25 protein-coding genes, 1 rRNA gene, 1 pseudogene and 1 riboswitch are annotated in these 26488 nt (G+C 71.4%); of the genes and pseudogenes, 8 read left to right on the top strand and 19 right to left on the bottom strand.

Going from position 1 to position 26488, the window contains the following annotated elements; translation table 11 throughout:
* Positions 1–58: 58 nt before the first annotated feature.
* Positions 59–1390, bottom strand: a complete 1332-nt coding sequence (locus ACZ51S_RS00135; protein ID WP_468478774.1) for an aminotransferase class I/II-fold pyridoxal phosphate-dependent enzyme — start codon at positions 1388–1390, stop codon at positions 59–61.
* 37 nt (positions 1391–1427) lie between these two features.
* On the opposite strand from ACZ51S_RS00135, the gene ACZ51S_RS00130 reads away from it, so the two are divergent.
* Positions 1428–2093 (top strand): pyridoxamine 5'-phosphate oxidase family protein, encoded by a 666-nt coding sequence (locus ACZ51S_RS00130; protein WP_468478775.1) that lies wholly within the window; start codon positions 1428–1430, stop codon positions 2091–2093.
* Here ACZ51S_RS00130 and ACZ51S_RS00125 read toward each other — a convergent pair.
* Positions 2075–3061 (bottom strand): DMT family transporter, encoded by a 987-nt coding sequence (locus ACZ51S_RS00125; RefSeq protein ID WP_468958921.1) that lies wholly within the window; start codon positions 3059–3061, stop codon positions 2075–2077. The two genes, ACZ51S_RS00130 and ACZ51S_RS00125, sit on opposite strands and share 19 nt — an antisense overlap.
* Before the next feature lie 272 nt (positions 3062–3333).
* Positions 3334–4296, bottom strand: a complete 963-nt coding sequence (locus ACZ51S_RS00120; protein WP_468478777.1) for an EamA family transporter — start codon at positions 4294–4296, stop codon at positions 3334–3336.
* A 171-nt stretch (positions 4297–4467) separates the two neighbouring features.
* Between ACZ51S_RS00120 and ACZ51S_RS00115 the strand changes: the two genes are divergently transcribed.
* Positions 4468–4896: a type II toxin-antitoxin system Rv0910 family toxin gene (locus ACZ51S_RS00115; RefSeq protein ID WP_468478778.1), complete on the top strand. Its 429-nt coding sequence runs from the start codon at positions 4468–4470 to the stop codon at positions 4894–4896.
* An 81-nt stretch (positions 4897–4977) separates the two neighbouring features.
* Here ACZ51S_RS00115 and ACZ51S_RS00110 read toward each other — a convergent pair.
* A pseudogene (locus ACZ51S_RS00110) lies at positions 4978–5443 on the bottom strand (PadR family transcriptional regulator); the annotation flags it as partial.
* 49 nt (positions 5444–5492) lie between these two features.
* Here ACZ51S_RS00110 and ACZ51S_RS00105 point away from each other — a divergent pair.
* Both ACZ51S_RS00105 and ACZ51S_RS00100 read left to right on the top strand, forming a co-directional pair.
* Positions 5493–5621: a hypothetical protein gene (locus tag ACZ51S_RS00105; RefSeq protein WP_468959689.1), complete on the top strand. Its 129-nt coding sequence runs from the start codon at positions 5493–5495 to the stop codon at positions 5619–5621.
* A gap of 277 nt (positions 5622–5898) precedes the next feature.
* A complete protein-coding gene (locus ACZ51S_RS00100; RefSeq protein ID WP_468801674.1) occupies positions 5899–6411 on the top strand; it encodes an immunity 21 family protein in 513 nt (170 codons plus the stop codon).
* A 190-nt stretch (positions 6412–6601) separates the two neighbouring features.
* Here ACZ51S_RS00100 and ACZ51S_RS00095 read toward each other — a convergent pair whose 3' ends face one another.
* Positions 6602–7018 carry a HEAT repeat domain-containing protein gene (locus ACZ51S_RS00095; RefSeq protein WP_468478781.1) on the bottom strand — a complete coding sequence of 139 codons (417 nt, stop codon included), beginning with the start codon at positions 7016–7018 and terminating at the stop codon, positions 6602–6604.
* Positions 7019–7184: 166 nt separating this feature from the next.
* Between ACZ51S_RS00095 and ACZ51S_RS00090 the strand changes: the two genes are divergently transcribed.
* Positions 7185–8012: a PhzF family phenazine biosynthesis protein gene (locus ACZ51S_RS00090; RefSeq protein WP_468478782.1), complete on the top strand. Its 828-nt coding sequence runs from the start codon at positions 7185–7187 to the stop codon at positions 8010–8012.
* 160 nt (positions 8013–8172) lie between these two features.
* On the opposite strand, the gene ACZ51S_RS00085 is transcribed toward ACZ51S_RS00090, so the two are convergent.
* Both ACZ51S_RS00085 and ACZ51S_RS00080 read right to left on the bottom strand, forming a co-directional pair.
* Complete coding sequence (locus tag ACZ51S_RS00085; protein ID WP_468479875.1) at positions 8173–8970, bottom strand: CPBP family intramembrane glutamic endopeptidase; 798 nt, start codon at positions 8968–8970, stop codon at positions 8173–8175.
* A gap of 116 nt (positions 8971–9086) precedes the next feature.
* On the bottom strand, positions 9087–10622 hold the full coding sequence (locus ACZ51S_RS00080) for a glutamate-cysteine ligase family protein (protein ID WP_468479876.1): 1536 nt from the start codon (positions 10620–10622) through the stop codon (positions 9087–9089).
* A gap of 493 nt (positions 10623–11115) precedes the next feature.
* Here ACZ51S_RS00080 and ACZ51S_RS00075 point away from each other — a divergent pair, with 493 nt between their 5' ends.
* Together ACZ51S_RS00075 and ACZ51S_RS00070 are read left to right on the top strand one after the other, a co-directional pair.
* Positions 11116–11736 (top strand): hypothetical protein, encoded by a 621-nt coding sequence (locus ACZ51S_RS00075; RefSeq protein ID WP_388945749.1) that lies wholly within the window; start codon positions 11116–11118, stop codon positions 11734–11736.
* 260 nt (positions 11737–11996) lie between these two features.
* On the top strand, positions 11997–12185 hold the full coding sequence (locus tag ACZ51S_RS00070; protein WP_030236602.1) for a DUF5999 family protein: 189 nt from the start codon (positions 11997–11999) through the stop codon (positions 12183–12185).
* A gap of 116 nt (positions 12186–12301) precedes the next feature.
* Here the strand turns inward: ACZ51S_RS00070 and gcvP are convergent, their stop codons facing one another.
* A complete protein-coding gene (gcvP, locus tag ACZ51S_RS00065) occupies positions 12302–15187 on the bottom strand; it encodes an aminomethyl-transferring glycine dehydrogenase (RefSeq protein ID WP_468958918.1) in 2886 nt (961 codons plus the stop codon).
* A 196-nt stretch (positions 15188–15383) separates the two neighbouring features.
* A riboswitch (glycine riboswitch) is annotated at positions 15384–15482 on the bottom strand.
* A gap of 123 nt (positions 15483–15605) precedes the next feature.
* On the opposite strand from gcvP, the gene ACZ51S_RS00060 reads away from it, so the two are divergent.
* Positions 15606–15962, top strand: a complete 357-nt coding sequence (locus ACZ51S_RS00060) for a PRC-barrel domain-containing protein (protein ID WP_468479878.1) — start codon at positions 15606–15608, stop codon at positions 15960–15962.
* Here the strand turns inward: ACZ51S_RS00060 and ACZ51S_RS00055 are convergent.
* The 11 genes from ACZ51S_RS00055 to rrf form a co-directional block, all read right to left on the bottom strand.
* Positions 15959–17371: a DNA polymerase IV gene (locus ACZ51S_RS00055; RefSeq protein WP_468958916.1), complete on the bottom strand. Its 1413-nt coding sequence runs from the start codon at positions 17369–17371 to the stop codon at positions 15959–15961. The two genes, ACZ51S_RS00060 and ACZ51S_RS00055, sit on opposite strands and share 4 nt — an antisense overlap.
* 96 nt (positions 17372–17467) lie before the next feature.
* Positions 17468–18106, bottom strand: coding sequence for a MerR family transcriptional regulator (locus tag ACZ51S_RS00050; RefSeq protein WP_388945736.1), 639 nt, complete (start codon positions 18104–18106; stop codon positions 17468–17470).
* 184 nt (positions 18107–18290) lie between these two features.
* A complete protein-coding gene (locus ACZ51S_RS00045) occupies positions 18291–18764 on the bottom strand; it encodes a bifunctional nuclease family protein (RefSeq protein WP_388945733.1) in 474 nt (157 codons plus the stop codon).
* Between the two features lie 63 nt (positions 18765–18827).
* Positions 18828–19592, bottom strand: a complete 765-nt coding sequence (ftsR, locus tag ACZ51S_RS00040; RefSeq protein ID WP_468479880.1) for a transcriptional regulator FtsR — start codon at positions 19590–19592, stop codon at positions 18828–18830.
* Between the two features lie 69 nt (positions 19593–19661).
* Positions 19662–20552 carry an FHA domain-containing protein gene (locus tag ACZ51S_RS00035; protein ID WP_388945727.1) on the bottom strand — a complete coding sequence of 297 codons (891 nt, stop codon included), beginning with the start codon at positions 20550–20552 and terminating at the stop codon, positions 19662–19664.
* Between the two features lie 130 nt (positions 20553–20682).
* The gene (locus tag ACZ51S_RS00030) at positions 20683–21567 is read right to left on the bottom strand and encodes a DUF881 domain-containing protein (protein ID WP_468958913.1); all 885 of its coding nucleotides are present in this window, start codon (positions 21565–21567) and stop codon (positions 20683–20685) included.
* Positions 21568–21572: 5 nt separating this feature from the next.
* Positions 21573–21905, bottom strand: a complete 333-nt coding sequence (locus tag ACZ51S_RS00025; RefSeq protein WP_007262894.1) for a small basic family protein — start codon at positions 21903–21905, stop codon at positions 21573–21575.
* Positions 21902–22807, bottom strand: a complete 906-nt coding sequence (locus tag ACZ51S_RS00020) for a DUF881 domain-containing protein (RefSeq protein WP_468958910.1) — start codon at positions 22805–22807, stop codon at positions 21902–21904. The genes ACZ51S_RS00025 and ACZ51S_RS00020 overlap by 4 nt, the downstream gene beginning before the upstream one ends.
* Positions 22808–22895: 88 nt before the next feature.
* On the bottom strand, positions 22896–25394 hold the full coding sequence (locus ACZ51S_RS00015) for a sugar phosphate nucleotidyltransferase (RefSeq protein WP_388945719.1): 2499 nt from the start codon (positions 25392–25394) through the stop codon (positions 22896–22898).
* Positions 25395–25495: 101 nt separating this feature from the next.
* Positions 25496–26083, bottom strand: a complete 588-nt coding sequence (locus ACZ51S_RS00010) for a CDP-alcohol phosphatidyltransferase family protein (protein WP_468165397.1) — start codon at positions 26081–26083, stop codon at positions 25496–25498.
* 150 nt (positions 26084–26233) lie between these two features.
* Positions 26234–26350: ribosomal RNA gene (gene rrf / locus ACZ51S_RS00005) — 5S ribosomal RNA — on the bottom strand.
* Positions 26351–26488: the final 138 nt, after the last annotated feature.

Here is a 26488-nt window from a genome sequence, read left to right as displayed (position 1 = left end):
TATTACACACGCGGGATTCGGAGACGCGCCCTCGATCACCGACCCCCTCGGACACCCGCTAGTCGAAGCGCCCCCCGGTCACCGGGCGGACCGCCGCCGCCACCGCGTCGGCCAGGCCGTCGACCTCCTCCGGGGCCAGCCCGGACACGGTGATCCGTACGCCCGGTCCCGCCTGGACGCGGTACCCGGCCCCGGGGCACACCGCCCAGCCGGCCGCCAGCAGCCGGGTGACCGCCGACGTCTCGTCGCCGACCGGCACCCAGACGTTCATCCCGCTCCGGCCGTGGGCCCGCACGTCCCGCTCCGCCAGCGCCCCGACCAGGCCGTCCCGCCGCAGCCCGTACGAGCCCGCCACGGCCCGGGGGTCCACGGCGCCGGAGGTCCACAGGTCCACCGCCGCGTACTGGAGCAGCCGGCTCACCCATCCCGGGCCCAGCCGCTGCCGGCCCCGGACCCGGTCCATCGTCACCGGGTCGCCCGTGAGCACCGCGAGCCGCAGGTCCGGCCCGTACGCCTTCGCCGACGAGCGGATCAGCGCCCAGTGGCGGGTCACCCCGCCCAGCGGGCAGAGCGGCAGGTCGACGATCCCGTGGCCGTGGTCGTCCTCGATGAGCAGCACCTCGGGACGGCCGGCCAGCAGTTCCCTGAGCTCCGCCGCCCGGCCCGCGCCGACCGCGGCGCCGGTCGGGTTCTGCGCGCGGGCCGTCACCACCAGGGCCCTGACCCCCTCCCCCAGCGCCCGGGCCACCGCCTCCGGCACCGGCCCCTCGTCGTCGACGGCCACCGGGACCACCCGGAGCCCGAGCGCGGGGGCGAGGTCCAGCACGCTCCCCCAGCCAGGGTCTTCCACCGCCACCGCGTCCCCGGCCCGCAGGTGCGCGGCCAGCACGCGCTCGATGCCGTCCAGCGCCCCCGAGGTCACCGCCAGGGCCCCGGCCGGGACCCCGTCGGCGTCGAAGCCGGCGCGGGCGAGCCGCGCGAGGTCCGGGAGCACCGGGTCCTCGCCGTAGAGGGTCGGGGCCTGGGCGTACCGCCGGGCGGCGGCAGCCAGCGCCCCGTCCAGCGGGGGCAGGAGCGACCGGTCGGGGTTGCCGTGCGAGACGTCCCGTACGCCCGGGGGCACCGGCATCCGCAGCGCGTCGCGCGGGGCGGTCGCCGGGCGGGCCCGGACCCGGCTGCCGCGCCGCCCGTCGGTCTCGATGACCCCGCGCTCGCGCAGGGTGCGGTAGGCGGCGGCCACGGTGTTGGGGTTCACCCCCAAGGCGGCCGCGAGCTCACGCATCGGGGGCAGCATCGCCCCCGGGGCGAGCGCTCCCGATCCGACGCCCGTCTCGACACTGGCCGCGATTTCCGATGCGCGACGCCCACTGATCCGATACTCTCCTAGCACAAACCATATTATGCACTAGTACAACGGAGACCGCAGCATGAGCGCCACCACCGCCGCCTACGAGCCCACCGGGCGCACCCTCCCGAGCCGCGCGCGCGAGCGGGCGCGCTACGACCGCGAGACGGTGCACTCGATACTCGACCAGGCCTACCTGTGCCACCTCGGGTTCGTCCGCGACGGCGCGCCGGTGGTCCTGCCGACCCTGTACGGCCGCGTGGGCGAGACCCTGTACGTGCACGGCTCCACCGGCTCGCGCCCGCTGCTGGCCGCCGGGAAGGCCGACCCCGGGCTGCCGGTCTGCCTGACGGTGACGCACGTCGACGGGCTGGTCCTGGCCCGGTCCGCCTTCCACCACTCGATGAACTACCGCTCGGTGGTCGTGCACGGCACCGCCCACCAGGTCACCGACGCGGAGGAGCGCCGCATCGCGCTGGACGCCCTGGTCGACCAGGTCGTCCCCGGCCGCTCCGCCGACTCCCGGCCCGCCAACGCCAGGGAACTGGCGGCGACGGCCGTGATCCGGCTGGACCTGAACGAGGTGTCCGCCAAGGTGCGTACGGGCGGTCCGAACGACGACCCCGAGGACCTGGGCCTGCCCCACTGGTCGGGCGTGGTCCCGGTGGCACCGGCGTACGGCACCCCGGTCCCGGCCGCCGACCTGGCCCCCGGCATCGCCGTCCCGGACTACGTCAGCGCGCTCTGAGGCTCCCGGGCGGGCCGGTCCCCCGGCCCGGCCCCGGCCCCGGCGCGCACCGCGCCGGCGGGCCGGCGCGCCTCTGCCGCGATCAGCGCGCCCACCGCCGCCAGCAGCAGTACGGTGCCCAGCACCACGGCGCCGGTCAGCCGCTCCCCGAGCACCCCGACGGCGATCACGGCCGCGCTGACCGGCTCGATCAGCATGACCACCGACACCGTCGCGGCACGCACCGCCGCGGCGCCGGTGAAGTACAGCGCGTACGCCAGGGCCGTCGGCACCACGGCGACGTAGGCCAGCAGCCAGAGCACCCGCCCCGGCTCGGCGGTGTGCGGCAGCAGCCCCTCCACCACCGCGAGCGGCAGCAGGCACACCGTGCCCACCGCCACCGACCACGCGGTGGTGACCAGCGGGTCCCCGCCCGCCCCGCGCCGCCCGAGCCACCGGGCCCGCAGCGTCATCGCCGCGTATCCGGCGGCCGACAGCAGCGCCCAGCCGACCCCGAGCGGCCGCACCTCACCGCCCCCGGAGCCCAGCACCAGTACGGCCAGCCCCGCCAGGGCACCGCCGACGGCGACCGCCCCGCCCCGGCCCAGCCGCTCGCCCATCCAGTACCGGCCGCCCAGCGCGATCAGCACGGGCCCCGCCCCGAGGGTGACGACGGTGCCGACGGCCAGGCCGGTCTCCCGCACGGCCCCGAAGTAGGCGGCCTGGAACACGGTGAACATCAGCCCGGTCCCGATCAGCGAGGCCGACGACGGCCGGACCGGCCGGGCTGCCCGCGCGGGACGGCGTACGGCGAGCACTCCGACCAGCACCACCAGCCCGCCCGCGCAGCGCCAGAACGACAGGGCGAGCGGGCCGAGGTCACTGGCCAGGAAGAGGAGGGAGGCGGCCGCACCGGCGGTGCCCCAGGCGGCTCCGGCGACGACGAGGTACAGCAGGCTGCGCCCGGTGGCGGGCGAATGGTTCGACACGTGTTTCTCCGCGCATGCGTGAAGGACGGGGACGGAAGGCCATCGCTTCGCGGGCAGCGCGTACCGGCCCGGGAACTCCCCGGGCGGGTCTCTCGTTCTGGTGGCAGCCGCCCGCGCTAGGCGGCGGGAGGCGGAAGCACGGTCGAAGGCATGGTCAGCACCCTACGCCGTCGCCCGCCGCACGGACCAGCCCGGCCGCGATCCGCGGCCCGCCGCGGGAGTCCGGGCCCGCCGCGGGAGTCCGGGCCGGCCCGCCCGCGCGGGCCCGGCGCCTACGCGCTCGTCGGCTCCCGGTCCGCCACGGGGAGCGGCGCCTCCTGCGCGACCACAGGCGTCGGCCGCGAGGACTGCGCGATGAGCGCACCGCCGAGCACCAGCGCGCCGCCCAGGACCTGCGGGCCCGAGAGCTGCTCCCCGAGCAGCACCCAGGCCAGTACGGTCGCGACGACCGCCTCGAGACAGGCGACCACGCCCGCGACCTGCGGCGAGAGCCTGCGCACCGAGACCACGCCGGTCAGGTACGCGAAGACGGTCGCGACCAGCACCACCCAGCCCAGCAGGGCGAGCGCCGGCACCCGCAGGTCGCCCATCGCGGCGTACGCGCCGAGCACCTGCCAGTCCATCTGCCAGGGGCGGGCGATCACGGTCATCACCAGGGTGCCGACGATCATGCCGTGGGCGATGACTCCCATCGGGTCCGGCGCGTCCTCCGCGTCGGCGCCCTGGTCCGCGAAGACGAAGTAGAAGGCCTGGCAGCAGGCCGCCGCGAGACCGAGCAGCACCCCGAACAGGTCCAGCCGCAGGCCCGCCCAGATCTCCACCACGCAGGCCAGCCCGACGACGGCCACCGCCGCCCCGGCCGCGGCCGCCCGGGTCACCGGCTTGCGCTGCACGAAACGTATGTAGCCGAGCAGCAGGGCGGGGCCCAGGTACTCCAGCAGCAGGGCCACGCCCACCGGGATCCGCGACAGGGAGGCGAAGTAGAAGGCCTGGACGCCCGCGACGGCGACCAGCCCGAAGCCGGCCAGCAGCAGGGGCTTGCGCCGCACCAGGGAACGGTGCCGCCAGGCCAGCGGGGACAGCACCAGCGCCGCCCCGGCCACCCTGAGCCACACCATGTGCAGCGGGTCGAGACCCGCCTCGATCAGCGGCTTCGCCGCGACACCCGAACCGCCGAACGCGCATGCCGAAACGAGGGCCAGGCCCAGTCCGGCGTTCTTCCCTGACGCTTGCATCGGCCCATCATGGCAGGGCGGGACAGGAGCGTCACTCGCGAGACACCTGTTGAGACACACCCGGGATCCGGCCTGCCGGGCGTCCTGCAATCTGACGGCCCGTCAGGCTTGTATGTTCCGCGCCGCGGGGCTACCTTCCGCCGCACGTACCCGACCAGAAGGGGTGGACGCATGGCTGAAGTCACCGCGGAATCACGCATCGAGGCGCCCGCCGCGAAGCTCTGGGCCCAGCTGACGGACTGGGACGCGTACGGGCAGTGGAGCATGACCCACACCGACTTCCCGAAGGGCGGCCCCGAGACGCTCGCGGTCGGCTCCACCTTCACCGAGAACATGAAGATGATGGGATTTCCCGCCGAGGTCCTGTGGACGGTCTCGGAGCTGGAGGAGCAGCGCGTCCTCGCCGTCACCGGCAAGGGCCCGATGGGCGTCGCCGTGCTCACCCGCTACACCCTGACCGCCGACGGCGCGGCCACGAGGGTCCGCATCGACGGCGAGTTCACGGGCGCGGCCGTCTCGCTGATGGCGGGCAAGCTCAAGGACTCCGCGACGGCCGCGCTGAACGAGTCGCTGCGCAAGCTGTCCGCCCTGGTCGTCTGACCGCGACGACCGCGGGGGCGCGCCCCCGCGCGTGTATGAGCGAGGCGCGCCCCTGCGGGTCCCGGCCGGGACGCATACGGATCAGTGCTCGTCGGCCAGGATCAGGTACAGCTTCTTGCGGGCATCGTTGACGACCGCGAGGGCCTTCGCCCGCTGTTCGGGCGAACCGGTCCTGAAGACCTGCCCGAAGGCCTCCACCAGGCCGCCGGTGGCGGCGCGGATCTGGTGCATCGCCTCGAAGTCGGGGCCGCGGCCGGCGTCCGCCCAGGGGGCGTCCGGTCCCGACCCGGCCTCGGCCCGGCCGGCTTCGGTGGGCGTGAACAGCTTCTTGCCGCCCTCGGTCACGCTGGTGATCAGCCCCTCGTCCTCGAGCAGCTGCAGGGTGGGGAGACCGAGCCCGGGCTGGGTTTCCACGCCCCGCCGCTGCGCTCGCCGATCTCCCGGATCATCCGTAGCCGTGCATCGGCCGGCCGGCGAGCAGCGCCAGGATCGAGGCGCGCACGTTCATCCCGTCCGTTCCCCAGCGCGCGCGGAGGATGCCCTCTCCCGGGATTACCTCATGCTCGGCGGCTGGTCCCTCCGCCTCGGCGAAAAGGATGAAGGCCCGCAGAAACAAGGATGCTGCGGTCCTGGAGTTCGAGGACTTCTCCGACGGTCAGGCGAGCTCCCCTGACCACATCGAGTCCCTCATCTTCACCCTCACGCGCTTCAAAGAAGCGCCCTGACCCTGACATGAGCGGCGAAGCACCACCCGTGAGACCGGCGACACCCACGGCTGAGGTTCAGTGAGACGGGACACCTGCCGAGTTGTCGACCGCGGTTGACAACTCGATCGGCCAAGCAAGCACAGTGTCCTTTGACAGTCAAGTTAGTCCGGTGCGGTGTCTGACCTGGGGCGCCAAGGTTGGATGTCAAACGATCAGACCCGTGTGTGTGGTGCCGGGACACGTAGGTGTCGCCTGGCCATGATTGTTGTCACCCGGCGGCCTGTAGCTTCCTCGCATGACGAGGTATGCAGATCCAGGTGCAGTCGAGTGGGTGGAGTCTGGTGGGGGGCCGTTGATCGTTGTGCCCGAAGTAGTCCTGTCTTCGTGGTCCGGCGCGGACAGCGACGAGTCGGAAACCGACTACGACAGAGCCTGCGGCGTCGACGGGTATGTCGGCCTTGTGGCGGTCGGGCAGTCGCAGGCCCTGATCCTCGGTGATGACCCCGCCTCGACGTCCTTCCTTCCGGAGCGCGGCCTGTTCGTGCGGTGGTGCGCCGCCGAATCGGAGGAGCAGCTTCTCGGCAGCGTTGATGCCGCGCTCGCCGGTGCCCGCTGGGAGCCTGAGCAACTTTGGGACGTGCCGGGGCCGGTGGTCTTGTTCGACTCGGCTTGGCCTGGTGACGAACTGGAGCCAGAGAACCATCTGCGGGTGGAGCTGGAGCCAGGGCGCTATTCGGTTCGTGCCGCATATGTGGAACCGAATCCGGAGACCTGGCTCAACCTGGTTCAGCTTCGGCGTCATCCCTAGCAATCGGCCAAGCCTGTTCGTCACCCGGTGCGACTAGGTTCGCTGTCAAGGACAGCCGAAGCGACTGGGTTCGCTGTCAAACGCCTCGATTGGATGACAACGGACGCACAGCACTGCCTCACCCGATCAACGATGTCCTGTCTCACTGAAGGTCGGCCGATCTCACTGAAGGTTGACCAGTGCCTTCCGATCAGCGCAGGCGTGTAAGTCGCAACCGAGCTTCGTTGCGGACATCGGGGTCTGCGTCCTCTGCCAACGCCTGAAGTTGCGCGATCATCTCGGCGCCGTCCTGTCCGGTCGCCCAGCGGGGGTCACCGTCCAGTTCCGCAGCGAGCTGATCGGCGGTTCCCTGGTCAGAGGCCACTGCACGGGCAGCGAGCACTGCACGCAGGCCGGCCGGATCTCTCCGAGCCAAGAGAGCCACCGCCGTATCCGAGGTCACCCCGGTGTCCTGAGCGTCTAGCAACAGACGGTGCAGGACACCGGCGACACTCTCCATCTGCGGGGCTGCCGCCAGATGTCGCCCTGCTGCGGCCCTCACAGACCAGGCCGGCGATTCCGCCGCGGCGATCGCGTCGCGAAGCCCTTGCTCGGTGAAGTCGTCCACGCCACCAGGCTGCCAGGGATGTCCCGATCACGCTTCGTTGAGACAACATCGCGGCGGTCGATCTTCAGTGCGGTTGGTCAACCTTCAGGGAGACGGGACACCGACCAGTCCAGTCACCGCGCATTGGCCTTTGTCCGCGATCGGCGGACCCCCCTACGGTCGGCCCATGCGCATCCGAATCGTCGACGCCTTCACCGACCGTCCCTTCGGGGGGAACCCCGCCGGAGTCCTGCTCCTCGACGGCGGCTTCCCCCCGGACAGCTGGCTCCAGCGGGTCGCCGCCGAGGTGAACCTCTCCGAGACGGCCTTCGCCCGTCCCCTGCCGCCCGGCGGCGACGCCGACTGGGCGCTGCGCTGGTTCACCCCGGCGGCGGAGGTCGACATGTGCGGCCACGCGACCCTGGCGACCGCGCACGTCATCGCCGCCGCCGGCCTCGCCCGGGGTCCGGTCCGCTTCAGCGCGCGCTGCGGGATCCTCACGGCGGAGGTCGCCGCGGACGGCACGGTCACGCTGGACTTCCCGACCTCGTCCCTGACCCCGCTCGCGCCGGTCCCGGAGGTGGACCGGGCGCTGGGCGCCGAGGCGAAGTCGGTCCACGACACCGCCGAGCACATCGGCGACCTGCTGGTGGAGCTCGCCGACGAGCGGACCGTACGGGAACTCGCGCCCGACCACGCGGCCCTGCGCGCCTACGCGCGCCGCGGGGTGATCGTCACCGCGCCGGCCGAGGACCCCTCCCGCGGCTACGACTTCGTCTCGCGCGGCTTCTTCCCCGCCGTCGGCGTCGACGAGGACCCGGTGACGGGCAGCGCCCACACCGCCCTCGCCCCCTTCTGGGCGGCGCGCCTGGGCCGCACCGAGATGACCGGCCTGCAGGGCGGGGCGCGCACGGGCCTGGTCCGGGTGCGGCTCGCGGGTGACCGTACGCTCCTGACGGGCCACGCCGTCACCGTCATCGACGGCGAACTGCTCACCGCCCCCGACACCCCTTAGGCCCTGTCGTCAAAGTCCCGCCTGGCCCGCGGCCCCCGGCACCGCACCTCGCCGCGTTGTCGGGGCACCCAAGTACGTCCAGTACGCGGGCGCCCCTCCGCCTTGCGATGCACGGCACCGGACGCCGCAGGCCTGACCGGCGCTACTTTGACGACAGGACCTAGGGCGTCGGCAGCCAGCCCACCTTGCCCGCGAGCAGCGCGTACCCGCCGAAGGCGACGAGGTCGAGCAGGGCGTGCGCGACGACCAGGGGGCCGACCCGGCCCCAGCGCCGGTAGGCGAGGACGAAGACGACGCCCATCACCACGTTGCCGATGAACCCGCCGATGCCCTGGTAGAGGTGGTACGAGCCGCGCAGCACCGAGCTGGCGAGCAGCGCGGCCGTCGGCGACCAGCCCAGCCCGTCGAGCCGGCGCAGCAGGTACGCCAGCACGATGACCTCCTCCACCACGGAATTCTGCACCGCGGAGAGGATCAGCACCGGGAACTTCCACCACACGTCGGGCAGGGCCTCCGGCACCACCGTCAGGTTGAAGCCGGTGGCCCGGGCCGCGAGGTAGAAGGCCAGCCCGGCGCTGCCGATGCCGGCGGCGACGAGCGCGCCCCGGGCCAGGTCGCGGCCGGGCCGGGTGCGGTCGAAGCCGAGCGCCCTGAGCCCGGGCGCGCCCTCGCGGGTCAGCAGGTGCGCGACGAGCAGCACGGGCACCAGCGCCGTCGCGATCCCGAACAGCTGCCAGGCCAGGTCCAGCCAGGGCCGTCCGGGCGCGTAGGAGCCGTTGAGCGTGGCCGCCTGGTCCTTGAGCCCGCCCGGCTTCGTCAGCGACCCCACGAAGCTGATCAGCGCCGAGACGCCGCTCGCGCCCAGCGAGAGCGCGAGCACGAGCAGGGTCTCGTTGCGCAGGACCCGGCGCCCGTCCTCGCGCAGTTCCACGCCCACCGGCTCCGGCTCGACCCGCACGCCTGACTCCCGTCCCGTTCCGACCACCACCCCATACTGCCTCCTCGGCGGCGGGAAGGGATCAGCGGGAAGGGAGGGAGGGGCGGACGGGGCGGGGCGGGCGGCGGGCCCGCCGGTCAGCGGCGGACCGCGGTCGTGGCGTCCACCTCCTGCTCCTCCAGGCCCACGGGCCAGGTGTGCACGGGGTGCCCCCTGTGCATCAGCTCGCTGTAGCGCCGGGTGGTGGCCGCGAGGGCGGCGTCGCGTTCCAGCCCGCCGGCGAGCGCGCGGTGGTACGTGTCCACCTGCCAGGTCGCCCCGTTGACCCGGCGCCGGCACCGCTCCTCGATGATCCCCAGGTAGAGGTCCCGGTCGGCGGGCTCGATGCCCCAGGCGTCCAGCCCGGCCGCCGCCATCGGCAGCAGCTCGTCCAGCACCAGACGCACCGCGGGTACGCTCACCAGTCCCCCGGCCCGGCCGCGGCGCGGCCAGCGGATCCGGGCGTCGATCCCGTACCGGCAGGCCGCGTCGAAGTTGGCCTCCGCCTCCGCGAAGGACATCCGGGTCCACACGGGGCGCTGCTCGTCCGCGAGGGTCCGTACGAGCCCGTAGTAGAAGGCGGCGTTGGCGACGACGTCGGCCACGGTGGGCCCGGCGGGCAGGACCCGGTTCTCCACCCTCAAGTGGGGCACCCCGTCGGCGACGCCGTAGACGGGCCGGTTCCACCGGTAGACGGTGCCGTTGTGCAGCACCAGCTCCTGCAGGCTCGGCACCCCGCCCTCGGCGAGCACCCGCAGGGGTTCCTCCTCGTCGCAGATCGGCAGCAGGGAGGGGAAGTAGCGGACGTTCTCGGCGAAGAGCTCGTACACCGAGTCCACCCACCGCTCCCCGAACCAGGTCCGGGGCCGCACCCCCTGCGCCTGGAGCTCGGGCGGCCGGGTGTCCGTGGCCTGCGTGAACAGCGGCGGGCGCGACTCGCGCCACAGCTCGCGGCCGAACAGGAACGGCGAGTTGGCCCCCACCGCTATCTGTACGGCGGTCACCGCCTGCGCCGCGTTCCACACGTCGGAGAACCGGGCCGGGGTGACCTGGAGGTGCAGCTGCACGGAGGTGCAGGCGGCTTCCGGCACGATCGACCCGGTGCTCCAGGTCAGCCGCTCGACCCCGTCGATGTCGAGCCGGAAGTCCTCCCCCCGCATCATCAGGATCTGCTCGTTGAGCAGGGAGTAGCGGTCCACCGCCGAGAGGTTGGCCAGGGCCAGGTCCGCGCGGGAGATCGTGGGCAGGATCCCGATCATCACGACGCCCGCGTCGATCTCCACGGCCTGGCGGTGGGCGTAGTTCAGTCCGGCGCTCAGTTCCTCGGCGAGCTGGTCGAATACCCGCCCGTCGAGCCGGTGGGGGAGTACGTTCACCTCCAGGTTGAACATTCCGAGTTCCGTCTGGAAATCGGGGCTCGCAATCCGCTCCAGCACCTGTGCATTCACCATGCGCGGCATACCGTCGGCACCCGCGAGATTCAGCTCTATCTCCAGCCCCATCATGTTCTTGGGACGATCGAACCTCTTCTCCGCCAGAAGCCGCTCCAGCCCCTCCAGGCACTCGTGAAGCTTCCTCCGATACCGATGCCGATCGGACAGGTCGAATCCGCCTGCCACGACCTTCTCCCCCATCGAAGCGTCCCTCCTCGAGTGGCCGGGCCCAGAGCACCCGGGCGCGCGTTACGGTCGATGATGCCCAAGCACCGTGATCCATAACGCCGGAGCGGGGGCTTGGCGGGGAGCGCGCGCCGGTATGGCCAGATGGGCGCTCCGGCACATTCGCCTGGCAACCCACCGGATGCAAATTCCCCCTGGGTTTTGCCGATTTCACATTGGCGAAGCTTTCCAGCCGAGCACCTTTCCGGTAACCTTCCAGGTCAGCGCGGTCTGTCCACGCGCAACCGGCATGAATACCATGACAGCGGGTCCGGAAGGCGCCTTGCCGGCAATAGGCGGGACGGCTAGCCGAAACACTGTGTGAACACATGTCGTATAAACTCCGCAAACGAGGCAGAGAGTTGGCGCGCGGCCATTGCCCCAAGGCCCACCTCTGACCCCAGAATGCGACAGCTCCGTCCGCACTTTCCCCCGTACCACCGGTCTCCCAAGTGAGAGGCGACCCACCATGCCGCTGCATGTCCCCCCGGCTCCCGCGCCCGCCCTGCGCAGCGTCCTCGCGGCACTCGGTTCTCCCACCGCCGTCCACGAGGCACACACCCCCGCCCTGCGCGCGGTCCAGGGTCCGATGACCGCCGAACTCGCGCTCCCGGTCCACGTGCTCGACCGGCTGGGCGTGTCCGGCCACACGGCCGGCGGCCGCCCGCCCCGCACCCGTCTCACCGGCTGGCGGTTCCTGATCCGCAGCGGCGACCGCTTCATCGCGGCGGCCGACACCCGCCTGACCCCCGACGGCTGGGCCTTCTCCCACTTCTTCGAGGGCCCCTACGTCGCCGCCACCGAACGCGCCCTGCGCCAGGCGGAGTCGCTCGGCAAGGCCTACCAGCCCCGCCTGCTGTCGGTGCCCGAGCTGTACATGCTGACCCTGTGGCTGCACGGGGCGGTGGGCGCCGACGCCGCCGCCGGCCTCCCCGCCGCCGCCGACCTGCTGGTGCCGCTGGCCCCGGCGCCGCCCGGGATCGCGCCCTTCCGGCCGCACCCGGTCTCGGAGCTGCTGCCCGTACTGACCCACCGGCTGACCCGGACCGCCCCACCGGCCCCACCCACCCTGGCGGCCCCTGCGGCTTGACCCGGATCACCCATTCGGCCTAGTCCGCTCGGGTCAATGCGAACCACCCGAAATGACAGGGGAGTTGGCGTGAACCGCCCGCACGGGTGATGCGTCCTCATTCCAAGAGGACAGCTGCCGGGAAATACCTGCGAAGCAGCCGTCCTGGGGGAACACTGAGGACATCCTCCCCGCAGGTGCGGGGACGACCCAGGGGGACGGCCATGAATCACGCATCGAGCCGTAGCGAACAGACCACACCGCAGCGAAAGAACCCATCCATGTGCCAGCACCAGCCTGCCTGCCCGTCATCAGAATCCGCCGACCGGGAGGCCGCGCGCCCGGTGGCCAACCACCCGGAACAGGGCTGGAGCCTGCTGTGCAACGGCGTCCTGCTCTTCGAGGACACCGGTGAGCTGCTGCCGGACGGCCAGATCATCGCTCCGCACCGCCCGCTCGCGGTGGCCTAGGGCACCGCACGGCGCGGACGCACGGACGAAGAAGGGGCCGGTCCCGGAGCGCAATGCTCCGGGACCGGCCCCTTCACCCTGTCACCGGCCCGTCAGCGACGGGCCCGGCTGCCGTGTCAGTGGTCGTACTCGTCCAGCGGCGGGCAGGAGCAGACCAGGTTCCGGTCGCCGAAGGCGCCGTCGATCCGGCGCACCGGCGGCCAGTACTTCTCGGCGGCGGAGACGCCCCCGGGGAAGACGGCCTCGTCGCGGGTGTACGGGTGGTTCCACTCGCCGCCCAGCGCCGCGGCGGTGTGCGGGGCGTTGGCCAGCGGGTTGTCGTCCACCGGCCACTCACCGGCCGCGACCCGCTCGATCTCCGCACGGATCGCGATCATCGCGTCGCAGAAGCGGTCGATCTCGACGAGGTCCTCGGACTCCGTCGGCTCGATCATCAGCGTGCCGGCCACCGGGAAGGACATGGTCGGCGCGTGGAAGCCGTAGTCGATCAGGCGCTTGGCGATGTCGTCGACGCTCACACCCGTGGCCTTCGACAGCGGACGCAGATCGATGATGCACTCGTGCGCGACCAGGTCGCCCGGACCGGTGTAGAGCACCGGGTAGTGGTGCTCCAGGCGCTTGGCGATGTAGTTGGCGCCGAGCACCGCCACCTGGGTGGCGCGCTTGAGGCCCTCGCCGCCCATCAGGCGGACGTACGACCAGGAGATCGGCAGGATGCCCGCCGAACCCCACGGGGCGGCCGAGATCGGGCCGACGCCCGTCTCGGGGCCGGCGGCCGGCTGGAGCGGGTGGTTGGGCAGGTACGGGGCCAGGTGCGCCCGGACACCGACCGGGCCGACGCCCGGGCCGCCGCCGCCGTGCGGGATGCAGAAGGTCTTGTGCAGGTTCAGGTGCGAGACGTCGCCGCCGAAGTGACCCGGCTTGGCCAGGCCCACCAGGGCGTTCAGGTTCGCGCCGTCCACGTACACCTGGCCGCCGGCCTCGTGCACCTGGGCGCAGATGTCGGCGACGTGCTCCTCGAACACACCGTGCGTCGACGGGTAGGTGATCATGAGCACGGAGAGCTCGTCACGGTACTGCTCGATCTTGGCGCGCAGGTCGTCCGCGTCCACCTCGCCGTCGTCGGCGGTCTTGACGACGACGACCTTCATGCCGGCCATCACGGCGCTGGCGGCGTTGGTGCCGTGCGCGGAGGACGGGATGAGACAGACGGTGCGCTGCTCGTCGCCGTTCGCGCGGTGGTACGCGCGTACGGCGAGCAGACCGGCGAGCTCGCCCTGGGAGCCGGCGTTCGGCTGGATGGAGACCTTGTCGTAGCCGGTGACCTCGCAGAGACGTTCCTCCAGCTCGTTGATGAGCGTGAGGTACCCCTCGGCCTGCTCGACCGGGGCGAAGGGGTGCAGCTGGCCGAACTCGGGCCAGGTGACCGGCTCCATCTCGGTGGTCGCGTTGAGCTTCATGGTGCAGGAGCCCAGCGGGATCATGCCGCGGTCCAGCGCGTAGTCCTTGTCCGAGAGCTTGCGCAGGTAGCGCAGCATCGCGGTCTCGGAGCGGTGCTGGTGGAAGACCGGGTGGGTGAGGTACGCGTCCGAGCGCAGCAGCCCCTCGGGCAGCGTGTCGGCGGCGGTCCCGTCCAGGGCCTCGATGTCAGCGGTGACACCGAAGGCGGCCCAGACGGCCTCGAGGTCGGCGCGGCGCGTGGTCTCGTCGCAGGCGACCGAGACGTGGTCGGCGTCGACCCGGTACAGGTTGACCCCGCCCTCGCGGGCGGCGGCGACGACCTCGGCGGCCTTGCCGGGCACGCGGGCCGTGACCGTGTCGAAGAAGGAGCCGTGGACCAGCTCGACCCCGCCGGCCGTCAGACCCGCGGCGAGCAGCGCGGCGTAGCGGTGGGTGCGGCGCGCGATCGTCTTCAGGCCGTCCGGGCCGTGGTAGACCGCGTACATCCCGGCCATGACGGCGAGCAGCACCTGCGCGGTGCAGATGTTGCTGGTGGCCTTCTCGCGGCGGATGTGCTGCTCGCGGGTCTGCAGGGCCAGGCGGTACGCCTTGTTGCCGTCCGCGTCCACGGAGACGCCGACGAGGCGGCCGGGCAGCGAGCGGGCGTGCTTGGCCTGGACGGCCATGTAGCCGGCGTGCGGGCCGCCGAAGCCCATCGGGACGCCGAAGCGCTGGGTGGTGCCGACGGCGATGTCCGCGCCCAGCTCGCCCGGGGAGGTCAGCAGGGTCAGCGCCAGCAGGTCGGCGGAGACGGTGACGATCGCGCCGCGCTCGTGCGCCTGGTCGATGACCGGCTTGATGTCACGGACGGCGCCGGAGGCGCCCGGGTACTGGAGCAGCACGCCGAAGACACCGCGCTCGGCGATCTCGGCCGGGATGCCCTCGGACAGGTCGGCGACGACGACCTCGACGCCCGTGGGCTCGGCGCGGGTCTCGATCACGGCGATGGTCTGGGGCAGCGCGTCGGCGTCGACGAGGAAGACGCCGTCCTTGACCTTGCCCACGCGGCGGGCCAGCGACATGGCCTCGGCGGCCGCGGTGCCCTCGTCGAGCAGGGAGGCGCCGGAGGTCGGCAGACCGGTCAGGTCGGCGACGAGGGTCTGGAAGTTCAGCAGCGCCTCGAGGCGGCCCTGCGAGATCTCCGGCTGGTATGGGGTGTACGCCGTGTACCAGGCCGGGTTCTCCATGACGTTGCGCAGGATCACCGGCGGGGTGAAGGTCCCGTAGTAGCCGAGACCGATCATCGAGGAGAGCACCTGGTTGCGGTCGGCGAGCGAGCGCAGCTCGGCCAGCACCTCGGCTTCGGTGCGCGCCTCGGGCAGGTTCAGCGCCTCGGCGGTCTTGATCACATCCGGTACCGCGGCGGCGGTGAGCTCGTCGAGGGAGCCGTAGCCCACCTGGGCGAGCATCTTCGCCTGCGCTTCGGCGTCCGGGCCGATGTGACGCTGCTCGAAGGGGATGCCCCGCTCGAGCTGGGAGAGCGGAATGCGGTTGGCGGTCATAACGGAGGCCTCCTGGTCGTATGACCTGCGAGGGGCACCACGGCGCGGGCACCCGGACGGCCTCCCCCTCTGTCATCTCAACCTGAGAGCTTCACCGGAGCCGCGGGGTTCGCCCGAGAGCTCCGGCTTTCACCGTCGGTGAGGAGAAGCGCCGGTACTGCGGGTCCGGAGCCTGCCCCTGCTTTCCAGAGTGGCCTCGTCACGTGCGGTACGTATGCCTGAGAGATTCCGGGGAGGATTTGCTCCTTCGGCGCCTCCGTCGTACTCACTCGGAGGACTCTCCCGCACAGGGTCAACAGCCGTCACCCAGCCTACCAGCGAGGATCTCGACCCTCCCTCGAGTGGCCCCCTCTTCAAATATGCACTTTTGTAGTCATGACGGATGAGCTCTGCATCACTGCGACCGTACGGAGGGACCGTGCAGACCGACATCGATCCGCGCAGCCTGATCGGCCGCAAGGCGTTCGACCGCAACGGCGCCAAGATCGGCACCGTGGACGAGGTCTACCTCGACGACGCCACGGGCGTCCCGGAGTGGGCCGCCGTCCGGACGGGCCTCTTCGGCCGCGACGCCTTCGTCCCCCTGGAACCCAGCGAGGTGGTGGACGACGCCCTGCGCGTGCCCTTCGAACGCTCCCTGATCAAGGACGCCCCCGACTTCGGCGTCGGCCGCCACCTCTCCCCCGAACAGGAGCTCCAGCTCTACCACCACTACGGCCTCGACGTGGCCCTCCCCTCCGACTTCCAGCACCCCCACCCGCAGGACAGGCCCTAAGGGCCCTCCCCCACCAGGGGCAGCGGGTCCGAGGCCTCCAGCTCCGGGTCGTCCAGCCGGAAGGTGCGGACCCGGCCCGGGGGTGATCCGGGCTGCTCGAACCGTACGGTCACCCGGCCGACCCCGCTGCCCTGCACCCACCCCGGCCCGTACACCGCGTGCCGTACGTCGCTCCCGGCGGCCCAGTGCCGTACGGGAGCGGCCTCCGTGCCCTCCACGGCCTGCGCCGGTTCCTCGGGCGGCTCCGCATCCCCGGAGGACTCCGCAGGGTCCTCGCCGGCTCCTCCGGCCCCCGTGGCCCCGGCGCCGGCCGCCTCCTCCGCCTCCGCGGCCGCGGCCAGCGCGTGGGCGAACAGGTCCTCCTGGGTGTAGTCCGCGAGCCCCGTCACCCCCACCCCCAGCAGCCGCACGCCGCCGGTGGTGTCCACGCCCTCCAGCAGCCGCGCCGCAGCCTCCCGCACCACGGTCGCGTCGTCGGTGGGCCCCCGCAGCGTCTCCGAGCGGGTCAGGGTCGAGAAGTCGTACCGGCGGACCTTCAGGACGATGGTCCGCCCCGAGTGCCCCGAGCCGCGCAGCCGGCCCACGCAGCGGTCCGCGAGCCGCTGCACCTCGTTCCGGATCCGTACCCGGTCGTGCAGGTCCACGTCGAAGGTGTCCTCGACCGACACGGACTTCGCGTCGCGCTCCGCGACCACCGGCCGGTCGTCCAGACCCAGCGCCATCCGGTAGAGCCCCACCCCGTGCGCCCTGCCCACCATCCGCACCAACTCGTCCTCGCCCGCCTCGGCCAGCTCCCCCACGGTGGTGATCCCGGCCCGGCGCAGGTGTTCACCGGTGGCCGGCCCGACACCCGGAAGGGTGCGCACCGACATGGGCGCGAGGAGCTCGCGTTCGGTACCGGGCTCGATCAGCAGCAGTCCGTCCGGCTTGGCCTCCTCCGAGGCCACCTTGGCCAGCATCTTGGACCCGGCCAGTCCGACCGAGCCGCTGAGCCCCGTGAGCGCCAGGATCTCCGCCCGCAGACGCTCCCCCGTGGCGCGGGCGCTCTCCGAGTCGAAGGCGGCTCCGCCCGCCTCCAGGTCCACGAAGGCCTCGTCGAGGCTGAGCGGCTCCACGAGCGGCGACAGCTCCCGGAGCAGGCCCATGACCAGCTCGCTGACCTCGCGGTAGAGGGTGAAGCGCGGAATCAGGTACGCGCCGTTCGGGCAGAGCCGGCGGGCCTGCGCGGTCGGCATCGCCGAGTGCACCCCGAAGCGCCTGGCCTCGTACGAGGCGGTGGCCACGACCCCGCGCGGTCCGAGCCCTCCGACGATCACGGCCTTCCCGCGCAGGCTGGGCTTCGACGCCTGCTCGACGGAGGCGTAGAAGGCGTCCATGTCCAGGTGCAGGATGGTCGGCGCGGCTCTCACAGTACCGATGCTGCCCCATGCCACTGACAACGCGGTGATCCGTGGCCGCGGCCCGCGTCCCGCGTCCCGCCCCGGGGGGCGCGAGCGCGGGCGGGCTCAGACGGCCCGGTTCCGGCGGGCGGCCAGCTCGTCGGCCGGGTTGTGGCGGACCAGGGTCTCCCCGGTGTCCACGCGCTCGCCGTGCAGCTGGGACAGCGCGTTCTCGACGTCGCGCCAGACGACGCCCACCGCGATGCCGAAGACGCCCTGCCCGCCCTGGAGCAGGCTCACGACCTGGTCCGGCGAGGTGCACTCGTACACGGTCGCACCGTCGCTCATCAGCGTCATGCGCTCCAGGTCGGAGAAGCCCCGGTCGCGCAGGTGCTGCACGGCGGTGCGGATGTTCTGCAGCGCCACCCCGGTGTCCAGGAAGCGCTTGACGATCTTCAGGACGACCACGTCGCGGAAGCTGTACAGCCGCTGGGTCCCCGAGCCGTACGCGGGCCGCACGCTCGGCTCCACCAGCCCGGTCCGCGCCCAGTAGTCGAGCTGCCGGTACGTGATCCCGGCGGCGGCGCACGCCGTCGGTCCCCGGTAGCCGACCTGTTCGGACACCGGGCCGTCGCTCACCGGTCCGACCGGCGCGGGCGCCGGCTGACGGTGCACGGACCCCGCCGCACCACTGTGCAGCGGGTACGGCCCACCATCGCTCCGCGCGGGGGTGCCCCCGGTCGTACCGTCGCCCGTGATCCTCACGCCGACCCTCCGTCCTTGACCTGCCACCTCGAAGGTAGGCAGTGACCAGGGGTGCGTCAACGATCGCCACACTCGGCACGCCGAGTGATAATCACCCTGAGAGTGGTTTCCCGTACCCCATTGCGGGGAAAGGCTACTTGAATGGGCTGACCGTTCACGGTGGATGACGCGTCCGTCGGCGCGGCTACTGGGGGCCCGTCTCGAAGTCCTCGGGCGAGATCTGGTCGAGGAATTCCCGGAACTTCTCCACCTCGTCCTCCTGCTCGTCGGGAATGGCGATTCCGGCGTCGTCCAGCACACCGTCACTGCCGTAGATCGGCGTTCCCGTGCGCAGGGCCAGCGCTATGGCGTCCGACGGCCTCGCGCTCACCTCGACTCCGCTGGCGAAGACCAGCTCCGCGTAGAAGACGCCCTCCCGCAGATCCGTGATCCGGACCTCGGTGAGCTCCTCACCGACCGCGTCCAGCACGTCCTTGAACAGGTCGTGCGTCAGCGGCCGGGCAGGGGCCATGCCCTGCTGCGCGAAGGCAATGGCGGTCGCCTCCCCAGGACCGATCCAGATGGGGAGGTACCGGTCGCCTCCCACTTCACGCAGGAGCACGATCGGTTGGTTGGAGGGCATTTCCACCCGGACACCCACAACGTCGAGCTCGTTCACACAGCAACCCTAGGACCTGCTCGGCAGGTTTGGGTAGTCGGGGCTCCCCCGGGACCCCTCCGGTCAGTGCGGACGCAGCCCGAGAGCGGTCTGGACCAGGGCCTCGTGAAGCCGTACGGAGAGCCCCGCGAGCTCCCTCATGGTGGCCTCGGCATGGGCTCTGGTCTGCGGGTTGCGGTGCCGGCGCAGCGGGGAGACCAGCTGCTCCACCAGGCCGGCCTCGCGGTCCGCCGCCGCCTTCATGCCCCGCAGGTGCCGGGGCTCGAGTCCGAACCGCCCGAGGTCCGCGATGAGCCTGGCCACGGTGACCGTCCCGGCGTCGAACCCGCCGTCCGGTGCCTCGGAGACGAGCCCGTACGACTCCCACTCCTCGAGCTGCGCCTCGTCCACCTCGGCGGCGGCGATCAGCTCGGCCCGGCCCACCCGGGCCGCCGTCGGCCGCTCCCCGCCGGCCTCCCCGCCCCCGGCGGAGGACTGCGCGGGATCCACCGACTCCCCGTGCGCGGCGGGCGCGGGGATGCGGATCTGCTCTCCGCGGTCGAGCGCGTCGAGCTGCTCCCGGATGACCTTCAGCGGGAGGTAGTGGTCGCGCTGCAGGCGCAGGATGCGCCCGAGCCGCTCGACGTCCGCCGCGCTGAACTTGCGGTATCCGGAAGGTGTGCGCCGGGGCTCGACCAGCCCCTCCGCCTCCAGGAAGCGGATCTTCGAAATCGTGACTTCGGGGAACTCGTCCCGCAGCGTGGCCAGCACCGTGCCGATGCTGACCAGCTGTCCGGCCGAGCCGGCGGTGCCGTTCTTCGGGGCACCGCCCGTCGGGGTACGCAGCATGGAACCTTCCCTGGGTCCCCCCGGAGGGTGTCCGGGGGTGGGGTTCCCCCCGGACGGTGTCCGAGGGGGTCAGGCGCCCCGCAGGCTCGCGTAGAAGACCAGCCGGTACTTGCCGATCTGCACCTCGTCACCGTTGTGCAGGGCGACGGACTCGATCGGCTCGCGGTTCACGTACGTGCCGTTGAGGCTGCCCACGTCGGCGACGGTGAAGCCGCCCTCCGGGCTCCGGCGGAATTCGACATGCAGGCGGGACACGGTGATGTCGTCCAGGAAGATGTCGCTCTGCGGGTGCCGGCCCGCAGTGGTCAGCTCGCCGTCCAGGAGGAACCGGCTGCCCGAGTTGGGCCCGCGCCGCACGATCAGCAGGGCGGAACCGGGCGGCAGCGCCTCCACCGCGGCCTGGGCCTCGGGGGACAGCGAGGACGACAGGTGCTGGCCCGACCCCTCGGCCTCGTAGGCCTCGAGGCCGGAGATCGAGATGGTGGACGTGGTCTCCGAGGCACGCTCCGGCGTCAGACCCGGCCGCAGCGGCGCCCCGCAGTTGGAGCAGAAACGGCTCGCCGCATCGCTGCGGTGTCCGCACCTGCCGCACGTCTGCTCGGCCGACATGGACGGCTCCTCGCGCCGCGGCTGCCCCGCGGAGGCACTGGTGGCATAGGGGTCGGAGGCAAACCCTCCACCCGCACTGGAGCTTGACGGTTCACCGAAACCTATGCGTCCGGAACCGGCGGGGTCAACGGACGACGCGCCGCCCCCCGCAGGGTCACCCGGGCCGGCCACCTCGTCGCGGAAGAGCGGCCTGTCGCCCTGCCCCTCCGCTCCCGGCTGCCCCGCGCGATGCCGCGAGCCACCGCTTTCCTCGTTCTTCTTCTTGCCGAACAACTTCTCAAACAACTTCACGGGCGATTCCCCTTGACCGAAACAGACCCGCCCGTGGGGCAGGACGAACTCTGCATGCACACACCTGCCGACCCGGACATTCTGACAACGTCCGTAACCACCAGACAGTTTCCACCACGCACGGCGACTTCCGTGCGTCGACCCCCCGCAGGCGCCGGCCCGCGTGAGACCGTCCGCACACCGCTACGCGTCACGACGATGACGACCGAGCGTAGTCAGGCTGCTTCGCAGCCCGCAAGGCATCCACAACGATCTTCGCCGACCGTGTGACGGCAACGGTCGCCTGTTCCTTCTCCATGGTCTGCACGACACCTCCCGGGATGTTGAGCGCGGGCTCCAGATCCTGCGGTTTGCCGATGACCTTGAACTCGTAGGGCTGTGTGATCTTCTTACCGTCGATCCCGACCCCGCCGGCCTCGTCCGAGAAGTACGAGCCCGCCACGACGCGCACCCCGTTGATCTGGATCGCCTCCGCCCCGGCCGCCCGCAGCTCCTGGAGGGTGTCCAGCAGCTGGTCGGACCGCACCTGCCCCTTGGCGTCGGTGATCCGCAGCGTGATCCCCGGGCCCTGTGCGGCCACCGTACCGGCCAGGATGCCCAGTTGGCGCTCCTTCTCAACCGTCTGCCGCCGAGCCTCCTCGGCCTGGTTGGAGCTGCTCTGCAGCTCCTTGCGCTGGTCCTCCAGCCTCTGCTTCTCGTCCTCCAGGCGCTGGGTCCGCCCGTCCAGCTCGTCGAGGATCCGTACCAGGTCCTCCTGACGGGCACCGCGCAGCGGCGCGCTGGAGTCGCTGTTGGAGCGGACCTGGATCGCGAGACCGAGCCCCAGGACGAACAGCAGCAGCGCGACGATCAGTTGGGCCCGGCTGAACCGGGGCGGCCACAGCCCGGCGGCCAGGCGCTGGCGCCCGGTCTCCTCCGGCACGGCCGGCCCGGGCTGCCGCGGGGGCTCCTGGGGCCCGGGCTGTTCCGACGCGGGTTGTTGCTGGGGCTGCGGCGGCTTCTGGGGCTGCTGGGGCTTCGACCCGGACCGACCGGGGACCTCCGGCTCGCCGGGCGGGGTGTTCTCCGTGCTCATCGGCCTCACGCCCGGAAGACGTGCCGGCGGATGGCCGCGGCGTTGGAGAAGATCCGGATGCCGAGGACGACGACCACACCCGTCGACAGCTGCGAGCCGACGCCCAGCTTGTCACCGAGGAAGACGATCAGCGCGGCCACGACCACGTTCGACAGGAACGACACCACGAAGACCTTGTCGACGAAGATCCCGTCCAGCATCGCGCGGAGACCGCCGAACACCGCGTCGAGCGCGGCGACCACGGCGATCGGCAGATAGGGCTCCACCACGGCCGGCACCTCGGGCCGGACCAGAAGCCCGACCACCACTCCGGCCAAGAGGCCCAGTACCGCGATCACGATGCACCCTTCTTCGGCTCTTCTGCTGTGGCTGAGCGGACGGTCAGGCTCGAAGCCGCAGGCAGCCGCACCTCGTCCACCGGGGTCAGGCTGTAGCGGATCCCGTAGCTCTCCTGCAGGACGTGCAGGTACTGGCCGTCCACGGAGTCCTGGAACGTGGTCCCGAGCCCCTTCTTGTCGCCCACCGCGAGGACCTCGTAGGGCGGCACCAGGGGTTTGTTGTCGACCAGTATCGCGTCACCCGCGGCCCTGATCGCCGACAGCGCCGTCAGCCGCTGCCCGTTGATCGACACGGCCTCGGCGCCCGCCTGCCACAGTCCGTTGACGATCCGCTGCATGTCGCGGTCGCGCACCCGGCCGGTGTTCGAGAACCCGGCGCTCTCGCGCGGGCCGCCACCGCCGCCCGACGAGGCGCCCTTGGCGTCGTCCACGATCAGTTTGACGCCGGGACCACGCACATCGGTTGCGCCCGCCAGCAGTTCCACCAGCCTGCCCCGCTCGCCGACCTGCTGCTTCAGCGCCACGCGCTGCCGGTCGGCGACCTCGGTCCGCAGCCGGTCCGTGTCGCGCTCCAGACCGTCCGCGTGGTCATCGGCCCGCTGCACCCGGTCGATCAGTTCCTGACGCTCCTTGGCCAGCACCGGCGCCGAGACACGCGCCTGCGCGGCACCGAGCGTGACGACCATGGCGGCGAGCACCAGCCCCGCAGCGAGCCCCAGCTTGGCCTTGAGCGTGCGGGGCAGCCCCGCCGTACCGTCCGCCTCGCGCCGGGCCGAAGCTTCCGCATAGCCCTCGTCGAGGCTGTGGTCCATCACATGGGTCAGCAGCGACATGGACGCGTCCGGGCGCGCCGGCGGTGTGGCCGAGCTCCGGTTGTTGGGCGGCTGCGACATGCCGCACATCGTCGCATGTCGGCGCCGCCCCCACCCAATGCGCTCGTCCGGCGGGCCGGGGCGGAGATCCCCGCACCCGGCCCGCCGGCACCGCGCGTCAGTGCTGCCCGGCTCCGTCCACGACCGCACCCCATTCGTCGAGGAGCGCCTGGGCGGAGGCGTCGTCGGGGCCTTCGGCCCACAGGTGGGTGACAGCCTCCGCCGGGTCCGGCAGGACCAGCGCCCACCGCCCGTCGGCCTCCACCACGCGCACCCCGTCGGTGGTGTCCACCTGACGGTCACCCGCCGCCTCCACGACCCGCCGCATGACGAGGCCCTTCGCCGCCCACGGCGTGGGCACGTCCCGCTTGAGCACGTGCGCACGCGGAATCCGGGCGTCGATCTGGCTCAGGGTGAGCTGCGTCCGGGCCACCAGTCCGATCAGCTGCACGAAGGCCGCCGACCCGTCGAATACGGAGCTGAACTCGGGAACGATGAACCCGCCCCGCCCGTCCCCGCCGAAGATCGTCGTCTCCTCCCGGCCGACCCGGGTCAGGTCGTCGGGCGAGGTCGTCGTCCACTCCACCTGGGTGCCGTGGTACGCCGCCACCTGCTCGGCGACCCGCGTCGTGGTCACCGGCAGGGCCACCTTGCCGCTGCGCTTCTCGGCGGCCACCAGGTCGAGGAGCACGAGCAGCGCCCGGTCGTCCTCGATGATCCGGCCCCGCTCGTCCACCAGCGAGATCCGCTCGCCCACCGGGTCGAACCGCACCCCGAAGGCCGCCCGCGCCGACGCCACGATCTCCCCGAGGCGCACCAGCCCGGCCCGCCGGGACTCCCGCGTCTCGGTCGGCCTGGACTCGTCCAGGCCGGGGTTGATCGTCAGCGCGTCGACGCCGAGCCGGCCGAGCAGGCTGGGCAGCACGAGCCCCGCGCTGCCGTTCGAGGCGTCCACGACGACCTTGAGCCCGGCGTCGGCGATCCCGGTGGTGTCGACCCGCCGCAGCAGCGAGCCCGTGTACGAGTCGAAGACGCTCGACGGGAACTGCAGGTCGCCGATTTCCCCGGGGAAGGCACGCCGGTACTCCTGACGTGCGTACACTCGGTCCAGCTTGCGCTGCTGCGCCTGCGAGAGGTCGGCTCCCCGCTCGTCGAGGAACATGATGTCCACGGAGTCCGGCACCCCGGGCGAGGTCCTGATCATGATCCCGCCCGCCGCGCCGCGGGCCGTCTGCTGGCGCGCCACCGGCAGCGGTACGTTCTCCAGGTCGCGGACGTCGATGGCGCTGGCCTGGAGCGCCGAGATCACCGCGCGCTTGAGCGCACGGGCGCCTCGGGAGTGGTCACGGGCCGTGGTGACGATCGCGCCCTTCTTCAGCGTCGTCGCGTAGGCGCCCGCCAGCTTGACCACCAGCTCGGGGGTGATCTCCACGTTCAGGATCCCGGAGACTCCCCGGGCGCCGAACAGGTGTGCCTGGCCGCGGGACTCCCAGATGACCGAGGTGTTGACGAAGGCACCGGCCTCGACCGTCTTGAACGGGTAGACGCGCACATTGCCCTGGACGATGGATTCTTCGCCCACGAGGCACTCGTCACCGATGACGGCGCCGTCCTCGATCCGGGCTGCCCGCATGATGTCGGTGTTCTTGCCGATGACGCAGCCGCGCAGGTTGCTGTGGGGGCCGATGTAGACGTTGTCGTGGACGACGGCCTTGTGGAGGAAGGCTCCGCTCTTCACGACCACGTTCGACCCGATGACGGTGTGCTCGCGGAGCTCCACCCCGGCCTCGACCTTGGCGTAGTCCCCGACGTACAGCGGCCCGCGCAGCACGGCGTCGGGGCTGACCTCGGCCCCTTCGGCGATCCAGACGCCGGGCGAGATCTCGAAGCCGTCCATGTCGACCTGGACCTTGCCCTCGAGGACGTCGGCCTGCGCCTTGACGTAGCTCTCGTGGGTGCCCACGTCCTCCCAGTAGCCCTCGGCCACGTAGCCGTAGATCGGGCGGCCTTCCTTCATCAGCTGGGGGAAGACGTCACCGGACCAGTCGACCGAGACGTCCGGGTCGACGTAGTCGAAGATTTCCGGCTCCATCACGTAGATGCCGGTGTTGATGGTGTCCGAGAACACCTGCCCCCATGTCGGCTTCTCGAGGAAGCGCTCGACCTTCCCCTCCTCGTCCACGATGGTGATGCCGAATTCCAGCGGGTTCGGCACCCGGGTCAGGCACACCGTGACCAGTGCGCCCTTCTCCTTGTGGAAATTGATGAGGTCGGTGAGGTCGAAGTCGGTCAGCGCGTCGCCGGAGATGACGAGGAAGGTGTCGTCCTTCAGGGCTTCCTCGGCGTTCTTCACGCTGCCGGCAGTGCCAAGAGGCTTTTCCTCGTTGGCGTAGGTGAGCTCCATGCCGAGCTCCTCGCCGTCACCGAAGTAGTTCTTGACGAGGGACGCCAGGAACTGCACCGTGACCACGGTCTCGCTGAGCCCATGCCGCTTGAGCAGCCTCAGCACGTGCTCCATGATCGGCCGGTTCGCCACCGGCAGGAGCGGCTTGGGCATGCTTGAGGTCATGGGGCGAAGCCGCGTACCTTCGCCACCGGCCATCACGACGGCCTTCATGTCGGAAGAGTCCTCCTAGAGAGATGACGGTCCAGCCGACCTCACTCATCCGGGGCGGATACTCCGCAACTCATCCGCGTCAGTACCGGTGCCGAGTGAGCTCAATCGGCCGTGGTAGCCCTGACCAGCCGGCGGACTTGCACCACGTAAAGGATTCCTGCCCACCAATAGAGAGTTGTACCCCATCCTGCGAACGCCCATCCGAAAACGGACGCCATCCAGGCCAACCAGCCGGTTCCGTCACTGAGCAGGAGCAGGGGGAAGGCGTACATCAGGTTGAAGGTCGCGGCCTTGCCGAGGAAGTTCACCTGCGGCGGCGGATAGCCGTGCCGGCGCAGGATCCACACCATGACCAGCAGCATCGCCTCACGGGCGAGAAGCGCCGCGGTGAGCCACAGGGGCAGGATCTCCCGCCAGGTCAGACCGAAGAGGGTGGTCAGGACGTAGAGGCGGTCCGCGGCGGGGTCCAGCAGGCGGCCCAGTTTGCTGATCTGATTCCAGCGGCGCGCGAGTTTTCCGTCGAGGTAGTCACTGATCCCGCTGAGCATCAGGACGGCCAGCGCCCACCCGTCGTAGCCCTCCAGGATGAGCCAGAGGAACAGCGGTACGCCGACGAGACGAGCCATGCTCAGGATGTTCGGAATGGTGAAAATTCGGTCGGTCTGAACCCGAGTCTCCTGGACCTCCACCCGGGGGCCTCCACTGTGACGCTAGAAATGGTCGAATCGATGCCCCCTGACCCTACAGGAGTCCCTGCACGGGCCGGCCTGCCGCCGACCTGGGGCCCTGAACGCAGAAAAGCCCCGCACCAGAAGGTGCGGGGCTTTCCCACAATGATTGTTCGGCGGCGTCCTACTCTCCCACAGGGTCCCCCCTGCAGTACCATCGGCGCTGAAAGGCTTAGCTTCCGGGTTCGGAATGTAACCGGGCGTTTCCCTAACGCTATGACCACCGAAACACTATGAAGTTGGAACTCAAGCCGGCAAGGCGAGTTCGTTACTTCAGAACTAACACAGTGGACGCGAGCAACTGAGGACAAGCCCTCGGCCTATTAGTACCAGTCAGCTCCACCCGTTACCGGGCTTCCACATCTG

Source organism: Streptomyces sp. NPDC034043 (genome assembly GCF_055575675.1).
This window is presented reverse-complemented; position numbering and strand designations above follow the sequence as displayed.

Coding starts and splice junctions, on each gene's coding strand:
- ACZ51S_RS00080 (WP_468479876.1), bottom strand. CDS start 10,622: ATGGGGGAGAAGGTCGTGGCAGGCGGATTCGACCTGTCCGATCGGCAT.
- ACZ51S_RS00020 (WP_468958910.1), bottom strand. CDS start 22,807: ATGTGCGGCATGTCGCAGCCGCCCAACAACCGGAGCTCGGCCACACCG.
- ACZ51S_RS00115 (WP_468478778.1), top strand. CDS start 4,468: ATGGCTGAAGTCACCGCGGAATCACGCATCGAGGCGCCCGCCGCGAAG.
- ftsR (WP_468479880.1), bottom strand. CDS start 19,592: ATGCTGCGTACCCCGACGGGCGGTGCCCCGAAGAACGGCACCGCCGGC.
- ACZ51S_RS00070 (WP_030236602.1), top strand. CDS start 11,997: ATGTGCCAGCACCAGCCTGCCTGCCCGTCATCAGAATCCGCCGACCGG.
- ACZ51S_RS00120 (WP_468478777.1), bottom strand. CDS start 4,296: ATGCAAGCGTCAGGGAAGAACGCCGGACTGGGCCTGGCCCTCGTTTCG.
- ACZ51S_RS00130 (WP_468478775.1), top strand. CDS start 1,428: ATGAGCGCCACCACCGCCGCCTACGAGCCCACCGGGCGCACCCTCCCG.
- ACZ51S_RS00015 (WP_388945719.1), bottom strand. CDS start 25,394: ATGAAGGCCGTCGTGATGGCCGGTGGCGAAGGTACGCGGCTTCGCCCC.
- ACZ51S_RS00030 (WP_468958913.1), bottom strand. CDS start 21,567: ATGAGCACGGAGAACACCCCGCCCGGCGAGCCGGAGGTCCCCGGTCGG.
- ACZ51S_RS00075 (WP_388945749.1), top strand. CDS start 11,116: ATGCCGCTGCATGTCCCCCCGGCTCCCGCGCCCGCCCTGCGCAGCGTC.
- gcvP (WP_468958918.1), bottom strand. CDS start 15,187: ATGACCGCCAACCGCATTCCGCTCTCCCAGCTCGAGCGGGGCATCCCC.
- ACZ51S_RS00090 (WP_468478782.1), top strand. CDS start 7,185: ATGCGCATCCGAATCGTCGACGCCTTCACCGACCGTCCCTTCGGGGGG.
- ACZ51S_RS00105 (WP_468959689.1), top strand. CDS start 5,493: ATGAAGGCCCGCAGAAACAAGGATGCTGCGGTCCTGGAGTTCGAGGAC.
- ACZ51S_RS00100 (WP_468801674.1), top strand. CDS start 5,899: ATGACGAGGTATGCAGATCCAGGTGCAGTCGAGTGGGTGGAGTCTGGT.